Origin of the sequence: Allobosea sp. OAE752, from assembly GCF_050433265.1 — a bacterium.
Taxonomy (GTDB): domain Bacteria; phylum Pseudomonadota; class Alphaproteobacteria; order Rhizobiales; family Beijerinckiaceae; genus Allobosea; species Allobosea spartocytisi.
In genome coordinates this window covers 408,815-430,344 of sequence record NZ_JBNPXO010000002.1, presented here as the reverse complement: position 1 = coordinate 430,344, position 21,530 = coordinate 408,815, and the positions used below count along the sequence as shown (strand labels likewise).

Sequence of the window (21,530 nt, the reverse complement as noted above, 5' to 3'; positions counted from 1 at the left end):
CTTTCACCGATCGAGGGAGGCGTCCTGCACCATCCATTTGACGAGCTCACCGAAATTCAGGCCCGCATGGGCAGCCAGTTCGGGCACCAGGCTGGTCTCGGTCATCCCGGGCTGCGTATTGACTTCCAGCCAGACGAGCGTGTCGCTCTCGTCGTCGTAGCGGAAATCAGATCGGCTGACGCCCCGGCATCCGATTGCTTGATGCGCCGTTAACGCACACTCTTCGATCTGCTGGTAAATTTTCGGTAAAATTTGAGCCGGACAGATGTGGATCGAGCCACCTTTTGCGTACTTCGCGTCATAGTCGTAGAATTCACCAGTTGCGGCTTGTATTTCGGTCACACCCAGCGACCGGCCGCCCATCACGGCGCAGGTCAGCTCGCGCCCGGCGATGAAGGTCTCCGCCAGCAGCATCTCGCCGCAAGGCCAGTCCGGCCGGGCGATCTCCTGCGGCGGGTGCTCCCGCCCCTTCTTGACGATCACGACGCCGACGGAGGAGCCCTCGTCGACCGGCTTCAGCACATAGGGCGGCGGCAGGACATGGCTCTTCGCGGCCGCGAATCGCGAGACGTTGACGCCATGCGCGATCGGGACGCCAGCCGCCTTCACCACCGTCTTCGCCCGGTCCTTGCGGATCGCGAGCGCCGAGGCCAGCACACCGGAATGGGTATAGGGAATGCGCAGGATCTCGAGCACGCCCTGGATCGTGCCATCCTCGCCGAAGCGGCCATGCAGGGCATTGAAGGCGACATCCGGCTTCAGCTTCGCCAGCACCTCGGCGATGTCGCGCTGCACGTCGACGCGGGTGACGCGATAACCCTGCCCTTCCAGGGCGCGGGCGCAGGCCGCACCGCTGTTGAGGCTGACCTCCCGCTCGACGGACCATCCCCCCATCAGCACTGCAACATGTTCGATCATCGGAGCCCCGCGCCGCTGCGTTGGGTCCAACCTCGTTAAACTTGGTTAACAGCTCGTTAACCAAGACGAACGCGGCGTTAAGGGGCGGCATCGGCGTTTTGGAGCAAGACCCTGCGGAACCCATTCGCGGCGGGATCGAGCACATGTGTTTTCAATGAAACGCGGGTCATCCCGGCTGGAGCGAAGCGAAGCCCCGGGATGACGGCAGTGCTTCTTCTGAGAATCAGCAGCCGCTAGCCGATCTTCGCGAGCAGCCGCCTCAGCTCCGCCCGCTCCTCCTCTGAAAGCGCGCTGACCAATCGTTCCTCGGTCGCGACATGGCCGACGACGATTCGCTCCGCCAGCGCGAAGCCGGCCTCGGTCAGCACGACGCGCAGCGCCCGCCGATCCTCCGGGTCCGCGAGCCGGTCGATCAGCCCCCGCTTCTGCAACCGGTCGAGACGGTTCGTCATCGCAGAGGTCGAGATCATCATGTCCTGGGCGAGCTCGGACGGCGACAGGGCCTGCCCCTTCCCCTGCCGGCGCAGGGTCAGCAGCACGTCGAAACCAGCAAGATCGAGATCATCGGCCGCGAGATTGGCAGCAACCCCATCGCGCACCCGGTCCGCAGCACGCCACAGGTCGCCGCAAACAGCCATGACGCTCGTGTCGAGGTCAGGCCGCTCGCGCCGCCACTGTGCGAGGATCGAATCCATCGCACCACCCTGAGGCCCGGGTCGATCCCGCTCCATCTTCGCTCCTTGCAAATATTTTCACGTCATATATTTTGACATCGAAATATATGACGTCGAATAAATATAGCGTCGGCGCATGCGGAAGCCAAGCTCTGCGGCACCGGAGGTCGCCATGTCGCTCAACCTGAACAGAACCCTGCTGACCACCATTCTCGTGCCTTGCCTCTGGGGTTCGACCTATATCGTCTTCACCCAGACGCTTCCGGTCGATCACCCACTGCTTGTCGGCGCGTTGCGGGCGCTGCCGGCCGGCCTGCTGCTGATGGCCCTCGGCCCCGGCCTGCCGCCACGCGACAAGCTGTTGCCGCTGTCCGCTCTGGGTCTCGCGAATATCGGCATCTTCTTCGCACTGCTTTTCGTCAGCGCCGCGCGCCTCCCCGGAGGGCTCGCCGCGACGGTCGGGTCGACGCAGCCGTTGATCGTCGGCCTGCTGGCCTGGCCCCTGCTCGGCCGGCGCCCAGGCCGCGGGCAGATCCTCGCAGCGCTCGCCGGCCTCATCGGTGTCGCCTTGCTGGTGCTCGATCCGCAAGCGAAGCTGGATGCCGTCGGCATCGTCGCCGGCCTCGCCAGCGCCGCTTCCATGGCGACGGGAACGGTCCTGATCGAGCGCTGGGGCAAGATGGGCTCGCCCCTGGCGCTGGCAGCCTGGCAACTCACCCTGGGCGGGCTGATCCTGCTGCCAGTGGCGCTGTTGGTCGAAGGGCTGCCGCCAGCACCGACGATCCTGAACGGAATCGGCCTCGGCTATCTCGTCCTCGTCGGCACGGCCCTCGCCTATTGGCTCTGGGTCAGGGGCATCACCACGCTCGGCGCCAGCGTCGCCTTCCTCGGCCTGCTCAGCCCGACGGTCGCGACCATTCTCGGCGCCGTCCTGCTCGGGCAGTGGCTGGGAGGTGTCCAGCTCCTCGGCATCGCGGTCATCCTGGGCTCGACGATCACGGGCATGCTGCTCTCGCGCCGGGCCGCGGCAGCTAGGCCGCAACCCCGATCCGCTTGATCTCCCACTGCAGCTCGAAGCCGGAATTCTCCTTCACCCGGCGGCGTACCTCCTCGCCGAGCCCTTCGACATCGGCCGCCGTCGCGCCGCCGGTGTTGATCAGGAAATTGCAGTGCATCTCCGACACCTGCGCCCCGCCGATGCGCAGGCCGCGGCAGCCGGCGGCGTCGATGAGTTGCCAGGCCTTGCCGCCTTCCGGGTTCTTGAAGGTCGAGCCGCCGGTGCGCTCCTTGATCGGCTGCGCCGCCTCGCGCGCCTGTGTCACCCGGTCCATCTCGGCCTGAATCGCAGCCTGCTCGCCCGGCCGCCCCTGGAACAGAGCGGAGGTGAAGATGATCTCGCGGGTCGCCTCCGCGCTGTTGCGATAGGTGAAACCCATCTGCGCATGGCTGAGCTTCACGAGCTCGCCCTTGCGGGTGACGCCGCGCGCCTCGACCAGCACATCGGTGGTCTCGCCGCCATGGGCACCGGCATTCATGCGCAGCGCCCCGCCGATCGAGCCGGGGATGCCGCGAAAGAAGGCGAGGCCGTCGAGCGAAGCGTCGGCCGCCGCGCGGGCCACCTTGACGTCCGGCACCGCCGTCCCGGCCCGGAGCCGATCGCCCGGTTCGACAGCGATTTCGGTGAAACCCTTGCCGCCAAGCCGGATGACGAGACCGGGAATCCCGCCGTCGCGCACGATCAGGTTGGAGCCGAGCCCGACCACCGTGACCGGAATCTCCGCCGGCAGCTTCGAGAGCAGATAGGCGAGATCCTCTTCGTCGGCCGGCGTGAACAGGAGCTGCGCCGCCCCCCCGACCCGAAACCAGGTCAGGGCGGAGAGATCCTGATTCGGCAGGAGCCGGCCCCGCAGATCGGGAGCCGCGGCACGGATGTCGGAGGAGAGGTCTGCGAAGGGCATGGCGTCGCTTTAACCTGTCGGGGCTCTGCCGAAAAGGCTCACCCCTTAAGTGCCGCCAGCTCTCCCGGCAGCGCATAGGCCCATTGCGTGATGTTGCCGGCGCCGAGGCAGACGACGTAGTCGCCCGGCCCCGCCAGCTCCGCCACCATCCCGGCGAGCTTGTCCGAGGACTCCAGCGGCAACGCGTGGCGGTGGCCGCGCGCCTTGATGCCGGCGACCAGCGAATCGCGGTCGGCGCCTGCGATCGGCGCTTCGCCCGCCGCATAGGTGTCGGCCACAATCACCGTGTCGGCATCGTTGAAGCAGGCAGCGAAATCGTCGAACAGGCTCGACAGGCGCGTATAGCGATGCGGCTGCACGATCGCGATCACCTTGTTCTTAGTCGAGGCGCGGGCGGCCTTGAGCACGGCGGCGATCTCGACCGGATGGTGGCCGTAATCGTCGAAGATCAGCGCGCCGTTCCACTCGCCTGTCTTGGTGAAGCGACGCTTGACGCCGCCGAAGCCGGCCAGCGCCTCGCGGATGCGTTGCACGGGGATACCGAGGTCGTAGGCCACCGCGATCGCAGCCGTGGCGTTGAGCGCGTTGTGATGGCCGGGCATCGGCATCACGAGATCGCGGATGACCTCATCGCGGCCAGTCTTGCGGTCGCGGATCAGCAGCGTGAACTTCGCCTGACCGCCCGAGAGGTCGATGTCGATCAGACGGAAATCGGCCTGCGGGTTCTCGCCATAGGTGACGACGCGGCGATCTGTGATCTGGCCGACGAGCCCCTGCACAGTGGGATGGTCGATGCACATCACCGCGAAGCCGTAGAAGGGCAGGTTCTCGACGAAGGAGCGGAAGGCCGCCTTGATCGCGTCGAAGGTGCCGAAATGGTCGAGATGCTCGGGATCGATATTGGTGACGATCGCGACGTCGGCCGGCAACTTCAGGAAGGTGCCGTCGGACTCGTCGGCCTCGACCACCATCCAGTCGCTCTCGCCCATCCGGGCATTGGTGCCATAGGCGTTGATGATGCCGCCATTGATCACGGTCGGGTCGAGCCCGCCCTTCTCGAGCAGCGTCGCGACCAGCGAGGTCGTGGTCGTCTTGCCATGGGTGCCGGCGATGGCGACACAGCTCTTGAGCCGCATCAGCTCGGCCAGCATCTCGGCCCGGCGCACCACCGGCAGGCGATTCTCGCGCGCGGCCAGAAGCTCCGGATTGTCGCGCTTGATCGCGGTCGAGACCACGACGACCTCGGCCTCGCCCAAATTCTCGGCCTTGTGGCCGACGAAGGTGGTAATGCCCTTCTCGGCCAGGCGCTTGACATTGGCGCCGTCGGACGCGTCGGACCCCTGCACCTTGTAGCCGAGATTATGCAGCACCTCGGCGATGCCGGACATGCCGATGCCGCCGATGCCGATGAAATGGATGGAGCCGAGCTTCGGCGGCAGCTTCATGGTCTTGCGGGTCCTGTCAGTTCTGAGAGTTGGCCGTCGCGATCACAAGATCGGCGAGGCGGTCGGCAGCATCGGGGATGCCCGCGCTCTTCGCGTTTGCCGCCATGGTCGTCAAGTGCGCCGGCTGGGCGATGAGCTGCGAAAGCTCGCTGGCGAGCCGCCGCGGGGTGAATTCCGGCTGCAGGATCCGCAGCGCTCCACCCACCTTCTCGAGGAAAGCCGCGTTCGCCGCCTGGTCCTGGTCGAGCGAGCCCGGCAGCGGCACGAGGATGCCCGGCCGGCCGATCACCGTGAGTTCCGCCACGGTCGAGGCCCCGCCGCGGGCGATCACGAGCTGCGCCGCCGCCATCTGGGCCGGCATATCCTTGATGAAGGGCATGACCGTCGCGCGAATCCCGAGCTTCTCGTAGATGCCGCGCACGCGCTCGTCGTCTTCCGCCCGCGCCTGCTGGACGATCGTGAGGCGCGCCCGCTCGGCATCGGTCAGAAGCTGGATCGCGGGCGGCACAATATCGGCCATCACCCGCGCGCCCTGGCTGCCGCCGAAGACCAAGAGCCGGATCTTGCCCTCGCCCGGCCAGTCATAGTCGCGATCCGCCACCTCCAGCACCGCCGGCCGCACCGGGTTGCCGACATGGCGGCATTTCGCCTTGAGCGCCTCTGCGATGCCGCCCACCTCGGCGAAGCCGGTCGCGATAGCGGTGGCCCGTCCCGCAAGGAAGCGGTTGGCCCGGCCCATCACGGCGTTCTGCTCGTGGATCACGGTGCGCACGCCCGCAAGTGAAGCGCCGAGCACCGGCGGCACGGTCGGATAGCCGCCGAAGCCGACCACCACGTCCGGCTTGAGCTTGCGGATGATCCCGCGCGCCGCGAGCGTGCCCCTGGCGAGCTTCACCAGCGCAGCGGCCATCTTGAGCGGCGAGCGGCCCGAAGGCGTTGCGGCCGGCACCGCATGGACGGCTTCGGCCGGGAAGCTGCCGGCGTATTCGGCGGCGCGCGTATCCGTCATCAGCACGACGCGCATGCCCTTGGCGTGGAGCGCATGGCTCAGCGCCTCGGCCGGGAAGAGATGGCCGCCCGTCCCCCCGGCGGCCAGCACGATGAGCTTGCCGGTCCCCATCTCAGCCCCTGTAGGAACCGAGCTCGGCCGAGCGCGGCCGGCGCCGCGTCAGCGCGAGCAGGAAGCCGGTGCCGACGGCAAGCGAAAGCAGCGACGAGCCGCCATAGGAAATGAAGGGCAGCGTCATGCCCTTGGCCGGCATCATGTGCAGGTTGACCATCATGTTGATCGCCGCCTGGATGCCGAAGAGCAGCGCGAGCCCGGTCACGGCGAGCCGCGTGAACGGATCCTCCGATTTCTGCGCCACGAACAGCGAGCGGATCACGATGATCGCGAACAGCAGCACCAGGATCATGCAGACGATCACGCCGAATTCCTCGGCGGTGACGGCGAAGATGAAGTCCGTATGCGCGTCGGGCAGGATGCGCTTCACCGTGCCCTCGCCCGGCCCCTTCCCGAGCCAGCCGCCCTGCGCGAAGCTTTCGAGCGCGGTGTCGACCTGGAACGAGTCGCCCGAGCCCTTGTCCATGAAGCGCTCGATGCGGGCGCGAACGTGGGGAACGAGCTCATAGGCGATGAAGATGCCGGTGGCGCCGATACCCCCTAACCCGATCACCCAGAACCAGTGCAGGCCGGCGACGAAGAACAGCCCGGCCCAGACCAGGCTGATCAGCATGGTCTGGCCGAAATCCGGTTGCAGCACCAACGGCGCGATCGAGATCGGCAGGATGAGCATGGCGAGGATCGTGCCCGGCAGGTCCGGCCGGCGCGTTCCCTCGGCGAAGGCCCAGGCGGCGATCACGACGAAGGCCGGCTTCAGGAATTCGGAGGGCTGCACGGAGCCCAGGAGGCCGAGCGTCAGCCAGCGCTTCGCGCCCTTGACCTCGACGCCGAAATAGAGCGTCGCCACCACCATGGCGAGCGAGCCGACATAGAGGATCAGCGCCGCGCGGCGCACCTGCCGGGGCGTCATGAAGGAGACGCTGAGGAAGATCACGATCGCGCCGGCGAGATAGGCCGCCTGCCGATTGACGAAATGGAAAGTCGACAGGCCCAGCCGCTCGGCGACCGGCGGCCCGCCGGCCATCAGCAGCACGACGCCCGACACCATCAGCGCGATGAGTGCGGCAAGGATCAGGCGGTCGATCGACCACCACCAGCGACCGCTGAGGGAAGGTTCGGCGCGGGAGACCATGGCGGGCATTCCATCGACAAGTTCTGCGCGGCCTGACCGCGCCTCGTGGCGAATCACTCTGTCAATGAATGGTTAACCGATTGATTCCGATGCGCCTCATTGCGCGGTTGCACGCCCGCGATCGGCGGGTTGTCCACGGTCGTCAGCGGGACGAGACCGCCGCCGCGAAGATGCGGGCGATGCCGGCAAGCCGCTCCGCATAGGCTTCGCAGCTCGGTGGCGTGCCCGTCTTGGCGCCGGTTGCGGCGAACATCATCCCAGCGATCCACTCATCGACCGATATCGAAGCGCGCGCCATCGCGATCTCGCCTCGGGCTTCCGCTTTCTGAAGCAGCAGGCGCGCGCATCGGGCGAAGATTTGCTCGAAGGCCTGCAACTCGCGCGTCGCGATCGTATTCATCACCGCCTTGAGCTCGACGAGATGCTCGCCTGTGCCAAAGCTCGCATAGGTCTGCCCGTGATGGGCCTGGAGCAAGGCGGCGAGCCGCTCCGGAAACGGCCCGGGCATCGCGACGACCTCACGGCAACGTGCCTCGACGCGGCGCCCGATCAGGTTCAGCATCGCTCGGAAGACGTCGTCCTTGCCCTTGAAATGCAGATAGAGCGTCGCCTTGGCGAGCCCGGCTTCCCTGGCGATGTCGTCCATCGAGCTGCGCTTGTAGCCATAGCGGGCGAACAGCCGCAGCGCCGCATCGGCGATCTGATCGACGCGGGCCTTCGCATCCTCGAGAGGGAGAGCGCTGGAACTTTCGCTTCTGTCCGACATTTGCAGCTTCAGCAGTCTTGACAAAATCCAAACTGCGCGCGACCATCCTAGTTAGACTCAAAACGTCTAATTAGTCCAGTCGCGCGACCCAGGGCTACGGATACATCGCCCGCATCTGATATGTCAGATCGGGCTATCGAGGGCGAGCCCTCGATCCGCACCATGGTGCCGCGCTGCGTCATGCCAGCATCGGAGGCAACCATGGTCTCTCTCAAGGTCAACGGGACGACGCATACCGTCGACGTCGACGACGACACGCCCTTGCTCTGGGCGATCCGCGACAATATCGGCCTGACCGGCACCAAGTTCGGCTGCGGCGTCGCGCAATGCGGCGCCTGCACCGTCTTCATCGACGGGCAGCCCCTGCGCTCCTGCGTCACGCCGGTCTCGGCGGTCGGCACGAGCGAGATCACCACCATCGAAGGCCTCGCCGGCAAGGAGGCGGACGCCGTCCAGGCCGCCTGGACCAACCGCGACGTGCCGCAATGCGGCTATTGCCAGTCCGGCCAGGTGATGAGCGCCATCGCTCTGCTCAAGGAAAACAAGAAGCCGACCGATCGCGATATCGACCTCGCGATGAACGGCAATCTCTGTCGTTGCGCAACGTACGTCCGCATCCGCGCCGCGATCCATGACGCGGCCCGCGCGCTGGAGATCTGAGCCATGACCGCACATGATCCCAAGCTCTCCCGCCGCTCGCTGCTGGCCGGCGCCGGCGCCCTCGTCATCGGCTTCCACCTGCCGCGCGCCGCGAAGGCCCAGTCCGGCGCCGGCGCGGCCTATCGGCCGGGCGGCAACGCCACCTTCGCCCCGAACGCCTTCATCCGCGTCGCGCCCGACTCGACCGTGACCGTGCTGATCAAGCATATCGAGTTCGGTCAGGGTCCCTTTACCGGCCTCGCCACGCTCGCAGCCGAGGAGATGGACGCCGCCTGGAGCCAGATGCGCGCCGAGCACGCCCCGGCCGACGTCAAGCTCTATGCCAACCTCGCCTTCGGGGTGCAGGGCACCGGCGGCTCGACCGCCATCGCCAATAGCTGGGAGCAGATGCGCAAGGCCGGCGCCGCCGCCCGCATGATGCTGGTGCAGGCCGCTGCCGATACCTGGAAGGTTCCCGCCGGCGAGATCACCGTCTCCGACGGTGTCATCAGCCACACTTCCGGCCGCAAGGGCTCGTTCGGGGAGTTCGCGGAAGCGGCCTCGAAACTGCCCGTGCCCGAAAACCCGCCGCTGAAGCCGGCCTCGGCCTACAAGCTGATCGGCAAGGAAGGCGCCGTGAAGCGCCTCGACAGCGCCGACAAGTCGCGCGGCAAGGCGCAGTTCACCATCGATATCCACGCGCCGAACATGCTGACGGTCGTCGTCGCCCGCTCACCGCGCTTCGGCGGCAAGGTCGCGAGCTTCGATGCGGCCGAGGCGCTCAAGGTCAAGGGCGTCGTCGATGTGAAATCGATCGGCTACGGCGTCGCGGTCTATGCCAATGGCATGTGGCCGGCGCTGAAGGGCCGCGAGGCGCTGAAAGTCACCTGGGACGACAGCGCCGCCGAAAAACGCGGCAGCCCCGAGCTGATCGCCGAGTACCGCAAGCTCGTCCGCCAGCCCGGCACGGTCGCCGGCAGCCATGGCGACGCCGAGGCCGCGCTGGGCAAGGCCGATAAGGTCATCGAGGCGGAGTTCGTCTTCCCCTATCTGGCACATGCGCCGATGGAGCCGCTCGACGGTTATCTCGAATGGGATGGCGAAAAGGCGCATGCCCGTTTCGGCAGCCAGTTCCAGACCACCGAGCACCAGACCATCGCCGGCATCCTCGGCCTGCCGCCGGAGAAGGTGACGCTCGAGACCATGCTCGCCGGCGGCAGCTTCGGCCGGCGCGCGCAGGTCAGCCAGCATCTCGCGGCCGAACTCGCCACCGTCGCCAAGACGATCGGCCCGAATCGCCCGGTCAAGGTGGTCTGGACGCGTGAGGACGATCTGACAGGCGGCTATTACCGCCCGCTCTTCGTCCATCGCTTCCGCGGCGCGGTGAAGGACGGCAAGATCGCGGCATGGTCTAGCACGCTCGTCGGCCAGTCCTTCTTCCTCGGCACGCCCTTCGAGGCGATGGTCGTCAAGAACGGCATCGACGCGACCTCCGTCGAGGGCGCCAACGAGATCTTCTACGAGGTGCCGGATTTCCGTTGCGAGGTGCATAATCCCAAGGTCGGCGTGCCGACTTTGTGGTGGCGCTCCGTCGGCCATACCCATACCGGCTATGCCGTCGAATGCTTCGTCGACGAATTGCTGCAAGCCGCCGGGCAGGACCCGGTGCAGGGCCGGCTCGCCATGATGGGCGACAGGCATCCGCGCGCCGCCGGCGTGCTCAAGGCCGTCGCCGATCTGGCGGGCTGGAAGGGAGGCGCGCCGGTGGACGGACGCGCCCGCGGCGTCGCCGTCGTCGAGAGCTTCGGTTCTTTCGTGGCCCAGATCGCCGAGGTCTCGATGGGGCCGGAGGGAGAGCCCAAGGTCCATAAGGTCTGGTGCGCGGTGGATTGCGGCGTCGCGGTCAATCCGGACGTGATCCGTGCCCAGGTCGAAGGCGGCATCGGCTTCGGCCTTGGCCATGCCCTCTACGGCCAGATCACCCTCGATGGCGGCCGGCCGGTCCAGACCAACTTCCACGAATACCGCTCGCTGCGCATCAACGAGATGCCGGAGGTCGAGGTCAAGATCATCGCCTCGACCGAGAAGCCGAGCGGTATCGGCGAGCCCGGCGTCCCGCCGATCGGCCCGGCTGTCGCCAATGCGCTCGCTGCGCTCGGCCACGGCCGGCCGCGCCAGCTGCCGATGCAGGGAGGCAGCGTCTGATGGGCCGCAATCTCCTCCTCGCCGCCGCGGCGGCACTAGCGGTCTGCGTCACCGGCAGCGCGCTGACGCTGGCGCAGAACAGCCCTCAGCCCGGCGGCGCGAGCTTGCGCCCGGCTGCGAGCTTCGCCTCGATCGCCAACCAGCGCGACCGCTCGGTCGCGCTCTTCAACGAGATGGGCAAGGTCCTCCAGAGTCCGCGCTGCATGAACTGCCATCCGGCGACGGAACGGCCGCGCCAGGGCGACATCCGCAAGCTGCATGAGCCGCTCGTCGTGCGCGGCAAGGACGGGCACGGCGCGCCCGGTCTGCAATGCGCGACCTGTCACGGCAAGGAGAACTACGATCCCGCCCGCATTCCCGGCAATGAGCACTGGGCGCTCGCTCCGGCCTCGATGGCCTGGGAGGGCAAGAGCCTCGCCCAGATCTGCGAGCAGTTGAAGGACCAGAACCGCAACGGCAGCCGTGACACCGCCGCGCTGATCAAGCACGTCACCACCGACAGTCTCGTGCTCTGGGCGTGGAAACCCGGCAAGGGTCGCGAGCCCGCTCCCGGCACGCCGGCAGAATTCGGCGCGCTGATGCAAGCCTGGGCCGATAGCGGCTCTGCCTGCCCGGCGTCCTGAACCTGACTACCCTTTCGGGGCAGCCGGCTTTCCGGCAGTCCCGAAAGGCTCGAATCCCGGCAACGCCATGACCAGCTTGCGGAACGCCTCGCCGCGCACCTCGAAATTCGGGAACTGGTCGAAGGAGGCACAAGCCGGCGAGAGCAGCACCGCGATCTCGCCCTCGCCGGATTTCGCCAGCGCATCGCGCGTCGCATCGGCCACCGCCTTATCAAGCGTGACGCTGTGCTCATAGGCGACGCGCCCGTCATCGTCGAAGGTCGCGGCGAAGAGGTCGCTCGCGGCGCCGATCAGATAGGCTTTGGCGATGTTCGGGAAATAGCGGCGCAAGGACTCGATGCCGCCCTCCTTGGCCTTGCCGCCGAGGATCCAGAAGATATCGCGGAAGGAGGTCAGCGCCTTCTCCGTGGAATCCGCGTTCGTGGCTTTGGAGTCGTTGATGAAGACGACGCGGCCGATCCGGCCGAGTTCCTCCATGCGGTGCGCCAGCCCCGGATAGGTCTTGAAGCCCGCTTCGATCTCCCCCGCGCTCAGGCCCAGCGCCGAGCAGGCAGCGAAGGCCGCGGCCGCATTCTGCGCATTGTGCGAGCCGCGCAAGGAGCCGATGCCGGCGAGATTGGCGACGACGCGCGGCTTGCCGTCCTTGACCTCAACGATGCGCGTATCGAGCCGGCCCTGATTGGCGGTGACACCGGCGAAGACGCCTTCGTCCAGCGGCTGCTCGCCGCTGATCTTGATCAGCGGGCGACCTCCGGCGGCGCGGCGACGCGCCATCTGCTTCGAGGCTTCGTCATCGACGCCGACCACGGCGATGTCCGCAGCCGAAACCAGCCGCTCCTTGATCCCCGCATAGTTCTCCAGCGAGCCATGCCGGTCGAGATGATCCGGCGTCAGATTCATCTGGATACCGACGCTCGGAGCCAGCGAAGGCGCGAGGTCGATCTGGTAGCTTGAGCACTCGATGACATGGATGCGGTTCGCCGTCGGCGGCTCCAGCGCCAATACGGCCGTGCCGATATTGCCGCCCATCTGGACGTCGCGACCGGCCTGCTTCAGCACATGCGCGATCAGCGCCGTCGTGGTCGACTTCCCGTTGGTGCCGGTGATGCAGACGACCGGAGAAGCCGGCGCGATCTTCGCCCGCTCCAGAAAAAACAATTCGACATCGCCGATGATCGCGACACCGGCTGCCTTGGCCCTCCCGACCGTCCAGTGCGGCTCGGGATGGGTCAGCGGCACGCCGGGCGAGAGCACGAAAGCCGCGAAGCCCGACCAGTCGGCGCTGGCGAGATCGACGACGGCGATGCCCTCGGCCGCCGCCTTCTCGCGGCTTTTCTCATTGTCGTCCCAGGCGGCGACCTCGGCACCGCCCGCCTTCAGCGCGCGTGCCGTGGCGAGGCCGGAACCACCGAGGCCGAACAGGGCGACCTTGCGCCCGGCGAAGACCGTGACGGGCGTCATCTTTCCGCTCTCAACGCAGCTTCAGCGTGGCGAGGCCGACCAGCGCCAGCACGACGGAGATGATCCAGAAGCGGATCACCACCTGCGGCTCGGTCCAGCCCAGCTTCTCGAAATGGTGGTGGATCGGCGCCATCAGGAAGACGCGCTTGCCGGTGCGCTTGAACACCCCGACCTGGATGATGACCGAGAGCGCCTCGACCACGAAGAGGCCGCCGACGACGGCCAGCACGATCTCATGCTTGATCGCCACCGCGATGGTGCCGAGCAGCCCGCCAAGGCCGAGCGAGCCGGTGTCGCCCATGAAGATCTGGGCCGGCGGCGCGTTGAACCAGAGGAAGCCGAGCCCCGCCCCGATCACCGCCCCGCAGATCACCGCAAGCTCGCCCGCGCCGGGAACGTGATGGATCTGCAGGTAGTTGGCGAAGATGACGTTGCCGACGAGATAGGAGATGAAGCCGAAGGTGCCGGCCGCGATCATTACCGGCACGATGGCGAGCCCGTCGAGCCCGTCCGTCAGGTTCACGGAATTGCCGGCGCCCACCACCACGAAGGCCGTGACCAGCGGGAACAGGATGCCGAGCGGGATGATCGCTTCCTTGAGGAAGGGCATGGCGAAGCCCGACGAGATCGCCGGGGGCTGAATCTGCATGATGAGGTAGCAGGCGATCAGCGCGACCACGACCTCGATGGCGATGCGCGCCCTGCCCGAGAAACCCTTATGCGACTGCTTCGTCACCTTCAGGAAGTCGTCATAGAAGCCGATGGCGCCGTAGGCAGCGGTGACGCCCAGCACGATCCAGACATAGGGGTTGCGCAGATTGCCCCAGAGCAGCACGGCGGCGAACAGACCGGACAGGATCATCAGCCCGCCCATGGTCGGCGTGCCGCGCTTGGCGAGATGCGATTCAGGGCCGTCGGCGCGGATCGGCTGGCCCTTGCCCTGCTTGATGCGCAGCCACGAGATCGCCGCCGGCCCGAAGAAGAAGACGAAGAGCAGCGCCGTCGCCGTCGCCCCGCCCGCCCGGAAGGTGATGTAGCGGAAGACGTTCAGCACGGGGAAGGTGCCGGACAATTCGGCGAGCCAGGCGAGCATGTCTTGGTGATCTTTCGGGAAACGTTCGGAGGGTGGTTCAGTCTTCGGACGGCACGGCAGGAAAGCGCGCGAGGAGCGCCTTGACGATCGGCCCCATGCGCGAGCCCAGCGATCCCTTGACCGTGACGACGTCACCGGCGCGGACCGCCTCGAGCACGAGCGGCTCCAATTCGCCCGCCGCGGGGGCATAAGCCCCCCGCATGGCCGAAGGCAAGCTCTCATAGAGCCCTTTCATCAGCGGCCCGCAGGCGAAGACCCTGTCGATGCCGTTCGTGACGAGCGGCCCCGCCAGCCCCTTGTGCAGCTCAGCCCCGCTCGGACCGAGCTCGAGCATGTCGCCGAGCACCGCGATACGCCGCCCCCTGCCCTCGACCGGCAGGCGCCCGAGATTCTCGATCGCGGCCCGCATCGAGGCGGGGTTGCCGTTATAGCTTTCGTCGAGCAGCGTGAAGCGTCCGCCCGGCATCTGCAGCACCTGTCGCGCGCCACGTCCCGCCGGCGGCCTGAGATCGGCGAGCGCCAGCGCGGCCAGCGCGAGATCGGCGCCGAGCGCATGGACGGCGGCGAGCACAGCGAGCGAATTCAGCACGATATGCTTGCCCGGGCTGCCGAGCTTGTAGGTCACCGGTTGGCCGAGCACCCGCGCCTCGACCGTCGAGATGTCGGGCTTCAGCGCGCAGGAGACGAGCCGGACATCGGCATCGGGGCTTTCGCCGAAAGTGATGATCCGCCCGGCTGGACCGGATTTGGCGATGTCGCGCAGCAGTTCGGATTGCGGGATGTCGGCATTGACGATCGCCGTGCCGCCCTTTTCGAGCTCCCAATAGACCCCGGCCTTCTCCTCCGCGATGCCTTCGAGCGAGGCGAAGGCGGCGAGATGCACCGGCGCGATCGTGGTGACGATGGCGACCTGCGGGCGCACCAGCCGCGCCAGCGGCACGATCTCGCCGGGGCTGTTCATGCCGATCTCGTAAACGCCATAGGCGACATCGGCCGGGGTGCGAACCAGCGTCAGCGGCACGCCCCAATGGTTGTTGTAGGAGGCGACCGGAGCATGGGTCTTGCCCTGGCGCGACAGCACGAGGCGCAGCGCCTCCTTGGTGCCGGTCTTGCCGACCGATCCGGTGACGGCGACGACACCGGCCTTCAGCTCCGCCCGGCGGGCCGAGCCGGCAGCCTCCATCGCTTTGAGCACATCGGGAACGATGGCGAGCGCGCCCGCCCCGTTGAATTCCGCCGCATGGGCCTCATCGATCACCGCGAGCGCCGCGCCCTTCTCCAGCGCGCCCTTGACGAAGTCGTGCCCGTTACGCGCCTCGCCGGTGATGGCAAAGAAGACGTCGCCGGGCTCCAGCGTGCGGGTGTCGATCGAGGCGCCGGTCACAACCGGCGGCACGGCGCCTTCGGACCGCGCGCCAAGCGCGGCGATCAACTTGTCTCCGCTCCACAGGGGCGCGCTCATCACTGGATCTCCGACAACGCTTTCCGGACCACGTCGTGATCGGAGAACGGCAATGTGCGCTCGCCCACGATCTGGCCGGTTTCATGGCCTTTTCCGGCCACGACCAGCAAATCCCCAGGCATCAGCATGCATACCGCGCTTCTGATCGCCTCCTCGCGGTCGCCGATTTCCAGGAGCCTCGGCGAGGCGGCCATGATCTCGGCCCGGATCACCGACGGATCCTCGCTGCGCGGATTGTCGTCGGTGACGATGGCGATGTCGGCCTTCTCGGCTGCGATGGCGCCCATCAACGGGCGCTTGCCCTTGTCGCGGTCGCCACCGCAGCCGAAGACGCAGATCAGCCGCCCCGTCGCATAGGGACGAAGCGTCGTCAGGACCGCGGCGAGGGCATCGGGCTTGTGGGCGTAGTCGACGACAACGAGCGCGCCATTGGCTTCGCCGACCCGTTCGAGCCGCCCCGCTACGCCCGCCAGCCCGGAAATCGCCCCCAACGCCCGTCGCTTATCCTCGCCGGTCGCGATGGCGAGCCCAGCCGCGACCAGCGCGTTTCCGGCCATGAAGTCACCGACCAGCGGCAGCGAGACGGAAAGCTGCTCACCGCCGAAACCGATGGTCAGCCGCTGCACGAAACCGTCCCGCTCATTGGCCAGCAGCGTCAGCGTCTCGCCCTTGCGGCCGACGCCGATGATCGGGTGCCCGCCTGCTTCAGCGGCGCGCGCCGCCTCTTCGGCATAGGGCTCGTCCCGGTTGATCACAACCGGCGCCCCGGCCGGCAGCAATTCCCAGAGCCGGAGCTTGGCGGCGAGGTAATCCTCGACGCTCGGGTGATAGTCGAGATGGTCGCGGCCGAGATTGAGGAAGGCTCCTGCCTTCAGACGCACCCCATCGAGCCGGCGCTGGTCGAGCCCATGCGAAGAGGCCTCCATCGCGAGATGGGAGACGCCCTCGCCGGCCAGCCTGTCGAGCGTGGCATGCAGCGAAAGCGGGTCGGGCGTGGTCAGCGAGCCGTAATCGGCACCCTTCGCGGTGACAACGCCGATCGTGCCGACGCTGGCGGAGGAACGCCCGAGCGACTGGAAGATCTGGCGGGTGAAGTCGGCGACCGAGGATTTTCCGCTCGTCCCTGTCACAGCGACGATGGTTTCGGGCTGGCGCGGATGGAGCTTCGCCGCCGCCAGCGCCAGCGCGAGGCGCGGGTCCTCGACCTCGGCGAAGGCGACGCCGGCCGGCAGATCCGCCGGGCGCGGGCCGCCCGAAACGACGGCGATGGCGCCATGCCCCACCGCATCCATGATGAAGCGCGCGCCATCCGCCTTGGCACCGGCAAGCGCGACGAAGACGTCGTCCCCCGTGACCTTGCGGCTGTCGAAGGCGACGCCATGCACTGGCTGACTGGCGGCGTCAGCCTCGAAGGTCTCGGGAAAGAGGTCTCCGAGGCTCAGTCCGGTCATCGTCATGCTCACCGTTATAGGCCGAGATCAGCGCGAGCCCCAGGCCCCGAGCTTCGCCATCAGCGGGAAGGGCGAAGGCGGCGGGTCGAAGCGCGGTGCGACGCCGAGCAGCGGAGCCGCGCGTTCGATCAGCTTGCCCGTGGTAACGCCGCCGTTCCAGGCCGCAGTCGAATAACCGCCGCTCTCGGCATAGCCCTTCGGCTCGTCATAGATGGTGAGGAAGAGATAGCGCGGCTTGTCGGACGGCACGATGGCCGTGAAGGTGGTGAAGTTCTTGTTCTTGGAATAGCGACCGCCGATGACCTTCTCGGCCGTGCCGGTCTTGCCGCCGACGAAATAGCCGGCGACATCCGCCTTCTTGGCCGAACCCTTCTCGCCGTTGATGCGCATGATGAAGCGCAGCGCCTCGGAGGTCTCCGGCTTGATCACGCGGGTCGCGACCTGCATCGCCTCCTCCTGCGAGCGCTTCAGGAAGGTCGGCTTCATCAGATAGCCGCCATTGACCAGCGCGCCGACCGCAGCGATCGCCTGCAGCGGCGCGACGGCAAGGCCGTGGCCGAAGGCGATGGTCGCGGTGTTGATCTCGCCCCAGCGCTGCGGAACGATCGGGGCAGCGCTCTCCGGCAACTCCGTCGTCATCCGGTCGAGCTGCATCATCTTCTTGAGGAAAGCCTTATGGCCCTCGACGCCGACGGCCAGCGCCATCTTGATCGAGCCCATGTTCGAGGAATGCACGAAGACCTCGGGGACAGTCAGGGTCCGGCCGGTGCCGTGATATTCCTTGATGACCTGGCGGCCGAACCGCATCATCCCGCCGGCGGTCGAGAAGCTGGAGTTGATGTTGACCTTGCCGGAATCCAGCGCCATCGCGATGGTCAGGGCCTTGAAGGTCGAGCCCATCTCGTAGACGCCGACACTCATCCGGTTGATCCGGTCCTTCTCCAGCGCATCGACCGGATTGTTCGGGTCGAAATCCGGCAGCGAGACCAGCGCAATGACCTCGCCGGTGGTGACGTCCATGATCGCGCCCGCGGCGGCGATCGCCTTGAAACGCTCCATGCCCTTGACCAACTCGTCGCGCAGCACATGCTCGACGCGCAAATCGATCGAGAGCTTGATCGGCTTCAGGTCGCTCGCCTGGCTGGTGAGGCCGGCGCCGTTCAGGTCCTGCAGCCCTTGCGAGTCGATGTACTTCTCCATCCCGGCGATACCGATATTGTCGATATTGGCGAAGCCGAGCACATGGGCCGCGGCCGGGCCGTTCGGGTAGAAGCGCTTGTGCTCGGGCAGGAAGCCGACGCCGGGTATCCCGAGGCGGTAGACCTCCGCCTGCTGGCGCGGGGTGATCTCGCGCTTGACCCAGACGAAGCCCTTCTTGGTGCCGAGCTTGTCGCGCAGATCCTTGGCGTCAAGTTCGGGTAGCACCGCCGTCAAAAGCTCGGTCGCCTCGTCCTTGTCGAGGATCTTGCGCGGCTCGGCGAAGACCGAGACGACGCCGATATCGGTGGCGAGGATCTCGCCGTTGCGGTCGACGATGTCGGGCCGGGCCGCCGAAATCGCGTTCGAGCTCGCCCGCCGGATGCCGACCTGCTCGTTCGGCAGCGTCGCCAGCAGCGCGAGCCGGGCGGTGATCGCGATGAACAGCACCGAGAAGCCGAGGATGACGAGGCCGACGCGCGGCTGCGCCTTCTCGCCACTCATATGGAAGACGTCGCGCAGCCAGGCGAGACGCGAACGCTGGACGGGCGCCTCGAAGATTTCCGTCTCGGCCGCGGAGGCCTGTTCGGTCCGGGTCGTGTCGGTCATGGCATGGCTCCGGGCGTGGTCGCGCTCGCCTTAGCGCTCCTCGGCGTCTCCGTCGGCAGGCCGAGGCCCAGATCCTCGAGCTTGCGGCCGATGGCATCGACCTTGGGGCCGCGATTGGGAATCTCGGACGGCTTCACCACCTGCGTCGCCTGGAAGGGCTGCAGATCGAGATGCCGGTCGGCCAGCGTCTGGATGCGGTCAGGGCGGTTGAGGAACTGCCATTCCGCCTTGAGCACCTGGATCGCGTCGCGCTCGCGCTGCGTCTTGGTCTTGAGCTTCTGCAGGTGCTCGGTCGCCAGCGTCGTCTCGTACTTGATCGTGTAGGCATAGACCGCCGAGGAGACGAGCGCGCCGATGGCGATGACATGGAGAAACTTGATCACGCTCAGCTTCTCCGGCGTGGCGAGGGTTCGGGAATGCCGGCGAGCGCGACGAGCCCGGCCTCGGCCCGGCGCGGCGGCGCATCGAGGCGCTCGGCGACGCGCAGCTTGGCCGAGCGTGCGCGCGGATTGGCCCGCATCTCCGCCTCGGACGGCGCGACCGCGCCCCTCTCGACGAGGCGGAAGGTCGGCTGCCTCGCCGCGACCGCCGGCGCATGGCGCGAGCCGGACGGGACGCGGCCGGAGCGTTCGGCCAGGAACTGCTTGACGATGCGGTCTTCCAGCGAATGGAAGGTGACGACCACCAGCCGTCCGCCCGGACCCAGCACGGCTTCCGCCGCATGCAGGGCGCGAACCAGCTCGCCGAGCTCGTCATTGACCGCGATGCGCAGCGCCTGGAACACCCGTGTCGCCGGGTGCGCGCCGCCGGGCTCGCCCCTGACGATGCCGGCGACGAGATCGGCAAGCTGCTTCGTTGTGGCCAGCGGCGCCTTGCGGCGCGCCTCGATCACGGCCCGCGCCACGGCGCGCGAACGGCGCTCCTCGCCATAGTGATAGAAGATATTGGCGAGCAGCCCTTCCTCGGCCTCGTTGACGACGTCGGCGGCGCTCTGCCCCTCGCCGCTCATGCGCATGTCGAGCGGACCGTCGAAGCGGAACGAAAAGCCGCGCTCGGGCTGATCGATCTGCATCGACGAGACGCCGATATCGAGCACGACGCCGTCGAGCGGGACCATACGGAAGCGCTCGGCCTCCTCGGCGAGTTCGCCGAAGCGCGCCTGAGACAGCGTCAGCCGCCCGGCCATCGCCGCAACCAGATCGGCCCCGCCCGCGATCGCGCTCGGATCACGGTCGAGCCCGAGCAGGATCGCATCCGGCGCGGCATCGAGGATCGCCTTGCTGTAGCCCCCTGCCCCGAAGGTGCCGTCGAGATAGCGCCCGCCCGGCTTCGGCGCGAGCGCGGCCAGAACCTCCGCGAGAAGCACGGGCACGTGACGAGGCGCCTCGCCACCGGCACCGTCACGACGGTCACCCTGGTCCGTCATGAGCTCGAACCTCCTGCCGTAACGGTCAATCCTCCAAGCGTCCGCTTGACGTCGCGCAGCCGGCTCCGCGCCGCGTCGAGATGGGCGCGGAAGCGCTCCGGCTCCCAGATCTGGAATTTGTGGCCATGCCCGACGAACGTCACCGCGTCGCCGATGCCGGCATGCGCCTTCAGCGCCTCGCTCAGCACGATCCGCCCCTCCGGGTCGACCTTCAGCACCTCCGAGGTGCCGTTCAGCGCCGTCGAGAGCAGCTCCCACTCGTCCGAGAACGGCGAGAAGCGCGCCAGGATGTCGTCGATCGTCGCCCGCAGCGCATTGCCCCCGGCATCGAGCGCCGGCAGGTCGAGCCCCTGATGGACGTAAAGCCCCTCGTAGCCGTCCTTCGCGAGAACGGAGCGAAAGCTCGAAGGAATGGAAACGCGCCCCTTGGCGTCCAGCCGGTTGGTGAAGTTCGAGACGAAGCGGTCCATCAACGCCGCCTCCCGGCCTGCTCTCCACATCACCGCCGGACGCAGATCCGTGCGGCGGAAAACCCCTCCGTCGAAGCAGGCAAGCAGCGCCCGGCGACCAAAATCCGCGCGGCACACGGAGCCTGATCTGAGAACTGCCTGTCGGCTTCGACGGGATGATTTGGGATATCATGGGCAATCATGGGCGTCAATGGAATCGCCGGCACGAGTCGGTGCCTGCGATGGCTCGCTGCCATCACAGCCCGTTATGGTTAAGTATCCGTAAGCACGGGGAATTCGCCTCGTTTCCGCCGCAATTCAAAGCGGCGGACCGAGCGAGAGCCTGCAAAAAAATTCCGCTCAATCCTCGCGGGCGGCCGCCAGCAGGGCATCCCGGACAAGGCCGAGCTGCTCGCGCAGCCCCTTGGCGCCGGGCGCGGTCGCCCCCAGCGCACAGCCGATCGCCTCCTGAACGCGACGCCCCCTCGCCCGCAGGGCCTCGCCCTTCTCGCTCAGATGGATGCGCACCTGCCGCTCATCGACCGCGTCACGCTCGCGGCGGAGGATGCCCGCGCTCTCGAGCCGCTTCAGCAGCGGCGTCAGCGTGCCGGAATCCAGCATCAGCCTTTCGCCGAGCACCTTCACCGTCGGCCCGTCATCTTCCCACAATGCGAGCATGACGAGATATTGCGGATAGGTCAGCCCGAGCTCGGCCAGCACCGGCCGGTAGACGCGGTTGAAGGCATGGCTCGCCTGATAGATCGCGAAGCACAATTGCTGGTCGAGCCGCGGCGTTGCGGCGTCGCTCTGCTCGCGGTCGGATTTGTCCCCGGACACCATCATGCCTCTGCCATCGCCTTCTCAACGCAAAGCCGAAACCGGAGCGACAATCAACTCCG

General features: G+C 67.3%; 20 protein-coding genes. 4 read left to right on the top strand and 16 right to left on the bottom strand.

Annotated features, from left to right (window positions below; all coding sequences use genetic code 11):
- Nucleotides 1–3 precede the first annotated feature (3 nt).
- The gene (locus GGC47_RS06950; protein WP_429067458.1) at nt 4–918 is read right to left on the bottom strand and encodes a D-alanine--D-alanine ligase; all 915 of its coding nucleotides are present in this window, start codon (nt 916–918) and stop codon (nt 4–6) included.
- Between the two features lie 233 nt (nt 919–1,151).
- Complete coding sequence (locus GGC47_RS06945; RefSeq protein WP_429067455.1) at nt 1,152–1,613, bottom strand: MarR family winged helix-turn-helix transcriptional regulator; 462 nt, start codon at nt 1,611–1,613, stop codon at nt 1,152–1,154.
- Between the two features lie 151 nt (nt 1,614–1,764).
- Between GGC47_RS06945 and GGC47_RS06940 the strand changes: the two genes are divergently transcribed.
- Nucleotides 1,765–2,649 (top strand): EamA family transporter, encoded by an 885-nt coding sequence (locus tag GGC47_RS06940; protein WP_112763969.1) that lies wholly within the window; start codon nt 1,765–1,767, stop codon nt 2,647–2,649.
- Here GGC47_RS06940 and murB read toward each other — a convergent pair.
- From murB to GGC47_RS06915, 5 genes are all read right to left on the bottom strand, one after another.
- Entirely contained in the window at nt 2,624–3,550 is a 927-nt protein-coding gene (gene murB / locus GGC47_RS06935; RefSeq protein WP_133563097.1) for a UDP-N-acetylmuramate dehydrogenase, read from the bottom strand. The two genes, GGC47_RS06940 and murB, sit on opposite strands and share 26 nt — an antisense overlap.
- Nucleotides 3,551–3,588: 38 nt before the next feature.
- Nucleotides 3,589–4,995, bottom strand: coding sequence for a UDP-N-acetylmuramate--L-alanine ligase (gene murC, locus GGC47_RS06930; protein ID WP_038358871.1), 1,407 nt, complete (start codon nt 4,993–4,995; stop codon nt 3,589–3,591).
- A gap of 16 nt (nt 4,996–5,011) precedes the next feature.
- Nucleotides 5,012–6,115 (bottom strand): undecaprenyldiphospho-muramoylpentapeptide beta-N-acetylglucosaminyltransferase, encoded by a 1,104-nt coding sequence (murG, locus tag GGC47_RS06925; protein ID WP_142021801.1) that lies wholly within the window; start codon nt 6,113–6,115, stop codon nt 5,012–5,014.
- A gap of 1 nt (nt 6,116) precedes the next feature.
- The gene (locus tag GGC47_RS06920; RefSeq protein ID WP_038358876.1) at nt 6,117–7,250 is read right to left on the bottom strand and encodes an FtsW/RodA/SpoVE family cell cycle protein; all 1,134 of its coding nucleotides are present in this window, start codon (nt 7,248–7,250) and stop codon (nt 6,117–6,119) included.
- Between the two features lie 142 nt (nt 7,251–7,392).
- Complete coding sequence (locus tag GGC47_RS06915; RefSeq protein ID WP_051987493.1) at nt 7,393–8,016, bottom strand: TetR/AcrR family transcriptional regulator; 624 nt, start codon at nt 8,014–8,016, stop codon at nt 7,393–7,395.
- A 201-nt stretch (nt 8,017–8,217) separates the two neighbouring features.
- On the opposite strand from GGC47_RS06915, the gene GGC47_RS06910 reads away from it, so the two are divergent.
- Genes GGC47_RS06910 through GGC47_RS06900 form a run of 3 tightly spaced genes read left to right on the top strand, consistent with a single transcriptional unit; the run spans nt 8,218 to nt 11,483 of the window.
- Nucleotides 8,218–8,676: a (2Fe-2S)-binding protein gene (locus GGC47_RS06910; RefSeq protein WP_112764050.1), complete on the top strand. Its 459-nt coding sequence runs from the start codon at nt 8,218–8,220 to the stop codon at nt 8,674–8,676.
- 3 nt (nt 8,677–8,679) lie between these two features.
- Nucleotides 8,680–10,860, top strand: coding sequence for a xanthine dehydrogenase family protein molybdopterin-binding subunit (locus GGC47_RS06905; protein ID WP_429067449.1), 2,181 nt, complete (start codon nt 8,680–8,682; stop codon nt 10,858–10,860).
- Nucleotides 10,860–11,483: an Isoquinoline 1-oxidoreductase subunit gene (locus tag GGC47_RS06900; RefSeq protein ID WP_429067446.1), complete on the top strand. Its 624-nt coding sequence runs from the start codon at nt 10,860–10,862 to the stop codon at nt 11,481–11,483. The genes GGC47_RS06905 and GGC47_RS06900 overlap by 1 nt, the downstream gene beginning before the upstream one ends.
- Before the next feature lie 6 nt (nt 11,484–11,489).
- Here GGC47_RS06900 and murD read toward each other — a convergent pair whose 3' ends face one another.
- The 9 genes from murD to GGC47_RS06855 form a co-directional block, all read right to left on the bottom strand.
- A complete protein-coding gene (gene murD, locus GGC47_RS06895; RefSeq protein WP_429067444.1) occupies nt 11,490–12,944 on the bottom strand; it encodes a UDP-N-acetylmuramoyl-L-alanine--D-glutamate ligase in 1,455 nt (484 codons plus the stop codon).
- Between the two features lie 10 nt (nt 12,945–12,954).
- Nucleotides 12,955–14,037, bottom strand: coding sequence for a phospho-N-acetylmuramoyl-pentapeptide-transferase (mraY, locus tag GGC47_RS06890; protein WP_113252483.1), 1,083 nt, complete (start codon nt 14,035–14,037; stop codon nt 12,955–12,957).
- A gap of 37 nt (nt 14,038–14,074) precedes the next feature.
- A complete protein-coding gene (locus tag GGC47_RS06885; RefSeq protein ID WP_429067441.1) occupies nt 14,075–15,499 on the bottom strand; it encodes a UDP-N-acetylmuramoylalanyl-D-glutamyl-2,6-diaminopimelate--D-alanyl-D-alanine ligase in 1,425 nt (474 codons plus the stop codon).
- A complete protein-coding gene (locus tag GGC47_RS06880) occupies nt 15,499–16,950 on the bottom strand; it encodes a UDP-N-acetylmuramoyl-L-alanyl-D-glutamate--2,6-diaminopimelate ligase (RefSeq protein ID WP_429067440.1) in 1,452 nt (483 codons plus the stop codon). Before GGC47_RS06880 ends, GGC47_RS06885 begins: the two co-directional genes overlap by 1 nt.
- A gap of 27 nt (nt 16,951–16,977) precedes the next feature.
- Nucleotides 16,978–18,756, bottom strand: a complete 1,779-nt coding sequence (locus GGC47_RS06875) for a peptidoglycan D,D-transpeptidase FtsI family protein (protein ID WP_191123944.1) — start codon at nt 18,754–18,756, stop codon at nt 16,978–16,980.
- Complete coding sequence (ftsL, locus tag GGC47_RS06870; RefSeq protein WP_112763959.1) at nt 18,753–19,139, bottom strand: cell division protein FtsL; 387 nt, start codon at nt 19,137–19,139, stop codon at nt 18,753–18,755. The genes GGC47_RS06875 and ftsL overlap by 4 nt, the downstream gene beginning before the upstream one ends.
- Nucleotides 19,140–19,141: 2 nt before the next feature.
- Entirely contained in the window at nt 19,142–20,182 is a 1,041-nt protein-coding gene (gene rsmH / locus GGC47_RS06865) for a 16S rRNA (cytosine(1402)-N(4))-methyltransferase RsmH (RefSeq protein WP_191123943.1), read from the bottom strand.
- Nucleotides 20,179–20,652 (bottom strand): division/cell wall cluster transcriptional repressor MraZ, encoded by a 474-nt coding sequence (locus GGC47_RS06860; protein ID WP_051987495.1) that lies wholly within the window; start codon nt 20,650–20,652, stop codon nt 20,179–20,181. The genes rsmH and GGC47_RS06860 overlap by 4 nt, the downstream gene beginning before the upstream one ends.
- 339 nt (nt 20,653–20,991) lie before the next feature.
- The gene (locus GGC47_RS06855; protein ID WP_142021793.1) at nt 20,992–21,474 is read right to left on the bottom strand and encodes a MarR family winged helix-turn-helix transcriptional regulator; all 483 of its coding nucleotides are present in this window, start codon (nt 21,472–21,474) and stop codon (nt 20,992–20,994) included.
- Nucleotides 21,475–21,530 lie beyond the last annotated feature (56 nt).

Excerpts from the sequence above, each read along its gene's own strand:
- GGC47_RS06950 (WP_429067458.1), bottom strand. The coding sequence starts at position 918 with ATGATCGAACATGTTGCAGTGCTGATGGGGGGATGGTCCGTCGAGCGG.
- GGC47_RS06945 (WP_429067455.1), bottom strand. The coding sequence starts at position 1,613 with ATGGATTCGATCCTCGCACAGTGGCGGCGCGAGCGGCCTGACCTCGAC.
- GGC47_RS06940 (WP_112763969.1), top strand. The coding sequence starts at position 1,765 with ATGTCGCTCAACCTGAACAGAACCCTGCTGACCACCATTCTCGTGCCT.
- murB (WP_133563097.1), bottom strand. The coding sequence starts at position 3,550 with ATGCCCTTCGCAGACCTCTCCTCCGACATCCGTGCCGCGGCTCCCGAT.
- murC (WP_038358871.1), bottom strand. The coding sequence starts at position 4,995 with ATGAAGCTGCCGCCGAAGCTCGGCTCCATCCATTTCATCGGCATCGGC.
- murG (WP_142021801.1), bottom strand. The coding sequence starts at position 6,115 with ATGGGGACCGGCAAGCTCATCGTGCTGGCCGCCGGGGGGACGGGCGGC.
- GGC47_RS06920 (WP_038358876.1), bottom strand. The coding sequence starts at position 7,250 with ATGGTCTCCCGCGCCGAACCTTCCCTCAGCGGTCGCTGGTGGTGGTCG.
- GGC47_RS06915 (WP_051987493.1), bottom strand. The coding sequence starts at position 8,016 with ATGTCGGACAGAAGCGAAAGTTCCAGCGCTCTCCCTCTCGAGGATGCG.
- GGC47_RS06910 (WP_112764050.1), top strand. The coding sequence starts at position 8,218 with ATGGTCTCTCTCAAGGTCAACGGGACGACGCATACCGTCGACGTCGAC.
- GGC47_RS06905 (WP_429067449.1), top strand. The coding sequence starts at position 8,680 with ATGACCGCACATGATCCCAAGCTCTCCCGCCGCTCGCTGCTGGCCGGC.
- GGC47_RS06900 (WP_429067446.1), top strand. The coding sequence starts at position 10,860 with ATGGGCCGCAATCTCCTCCTCGCCGCCGCGGCGGCACTAGCGGTCTGC.
- murD (WP_429067444.1), bottom strand. The coding sequence starts at position 12,944 with ATGACGCCCGTCACGGTCTTCGCCGGGCGCAAGGTCGCCCTGTTCGGC.
- mraY (WP_113252483.1), bottom strand. The coding sequence starts at position 14,037 with ATGCTCGCCTGGCTCGCCGAATTGTCCGGCACCTTCCCCGTGCTGAAC.
- GGC47_RS06885 (WP_429067441.1), bottom strand. The coding sequence starts at position 15,499 with ATGAGCGCGCCCCTGTGGAGCGGAGACAAGTTGATCGCCGCGCTTGGC.
- GGC47_RS06880 (WP_429067440.1), bottom strand. The coding sequence starts at position 16,950 with ATGACCGGACTGAGCCTCGGAGACCTCTTTCCCGAGACCTTCGAGGCT.
- GGC47_RS06875 (WP_191123944.1), bottom strand. The coding sequence starts at position 18,756 with ATGACCGACACGACCCGGACCGAACAGGCCTCCGCGGCCGAGACGGAA.
- rsmH (WP_191123943.1), bottom strand. The coding sequence starts at position 20,182 with ATGACGGACCAGGGTGACCGTCGTGACGGTGCCGGTGGCGAGGCGCCT.
- GGC47_RS06860 (WP_051987495.1), bottom strand. The coding sequence starts at position 20,652 with ATGGACCGCTTCGTCTCGAACTTCACCAACCGGCTGGACGCCAAGGGG.
- GGC47_RS06855 (WP_142021793.1), bottom strand. The coding sequence starts at position 21,474 with ATGATGGTGTCCGGGGACAAATCCGACCGCGAGCAGAGCGACGCCGCA.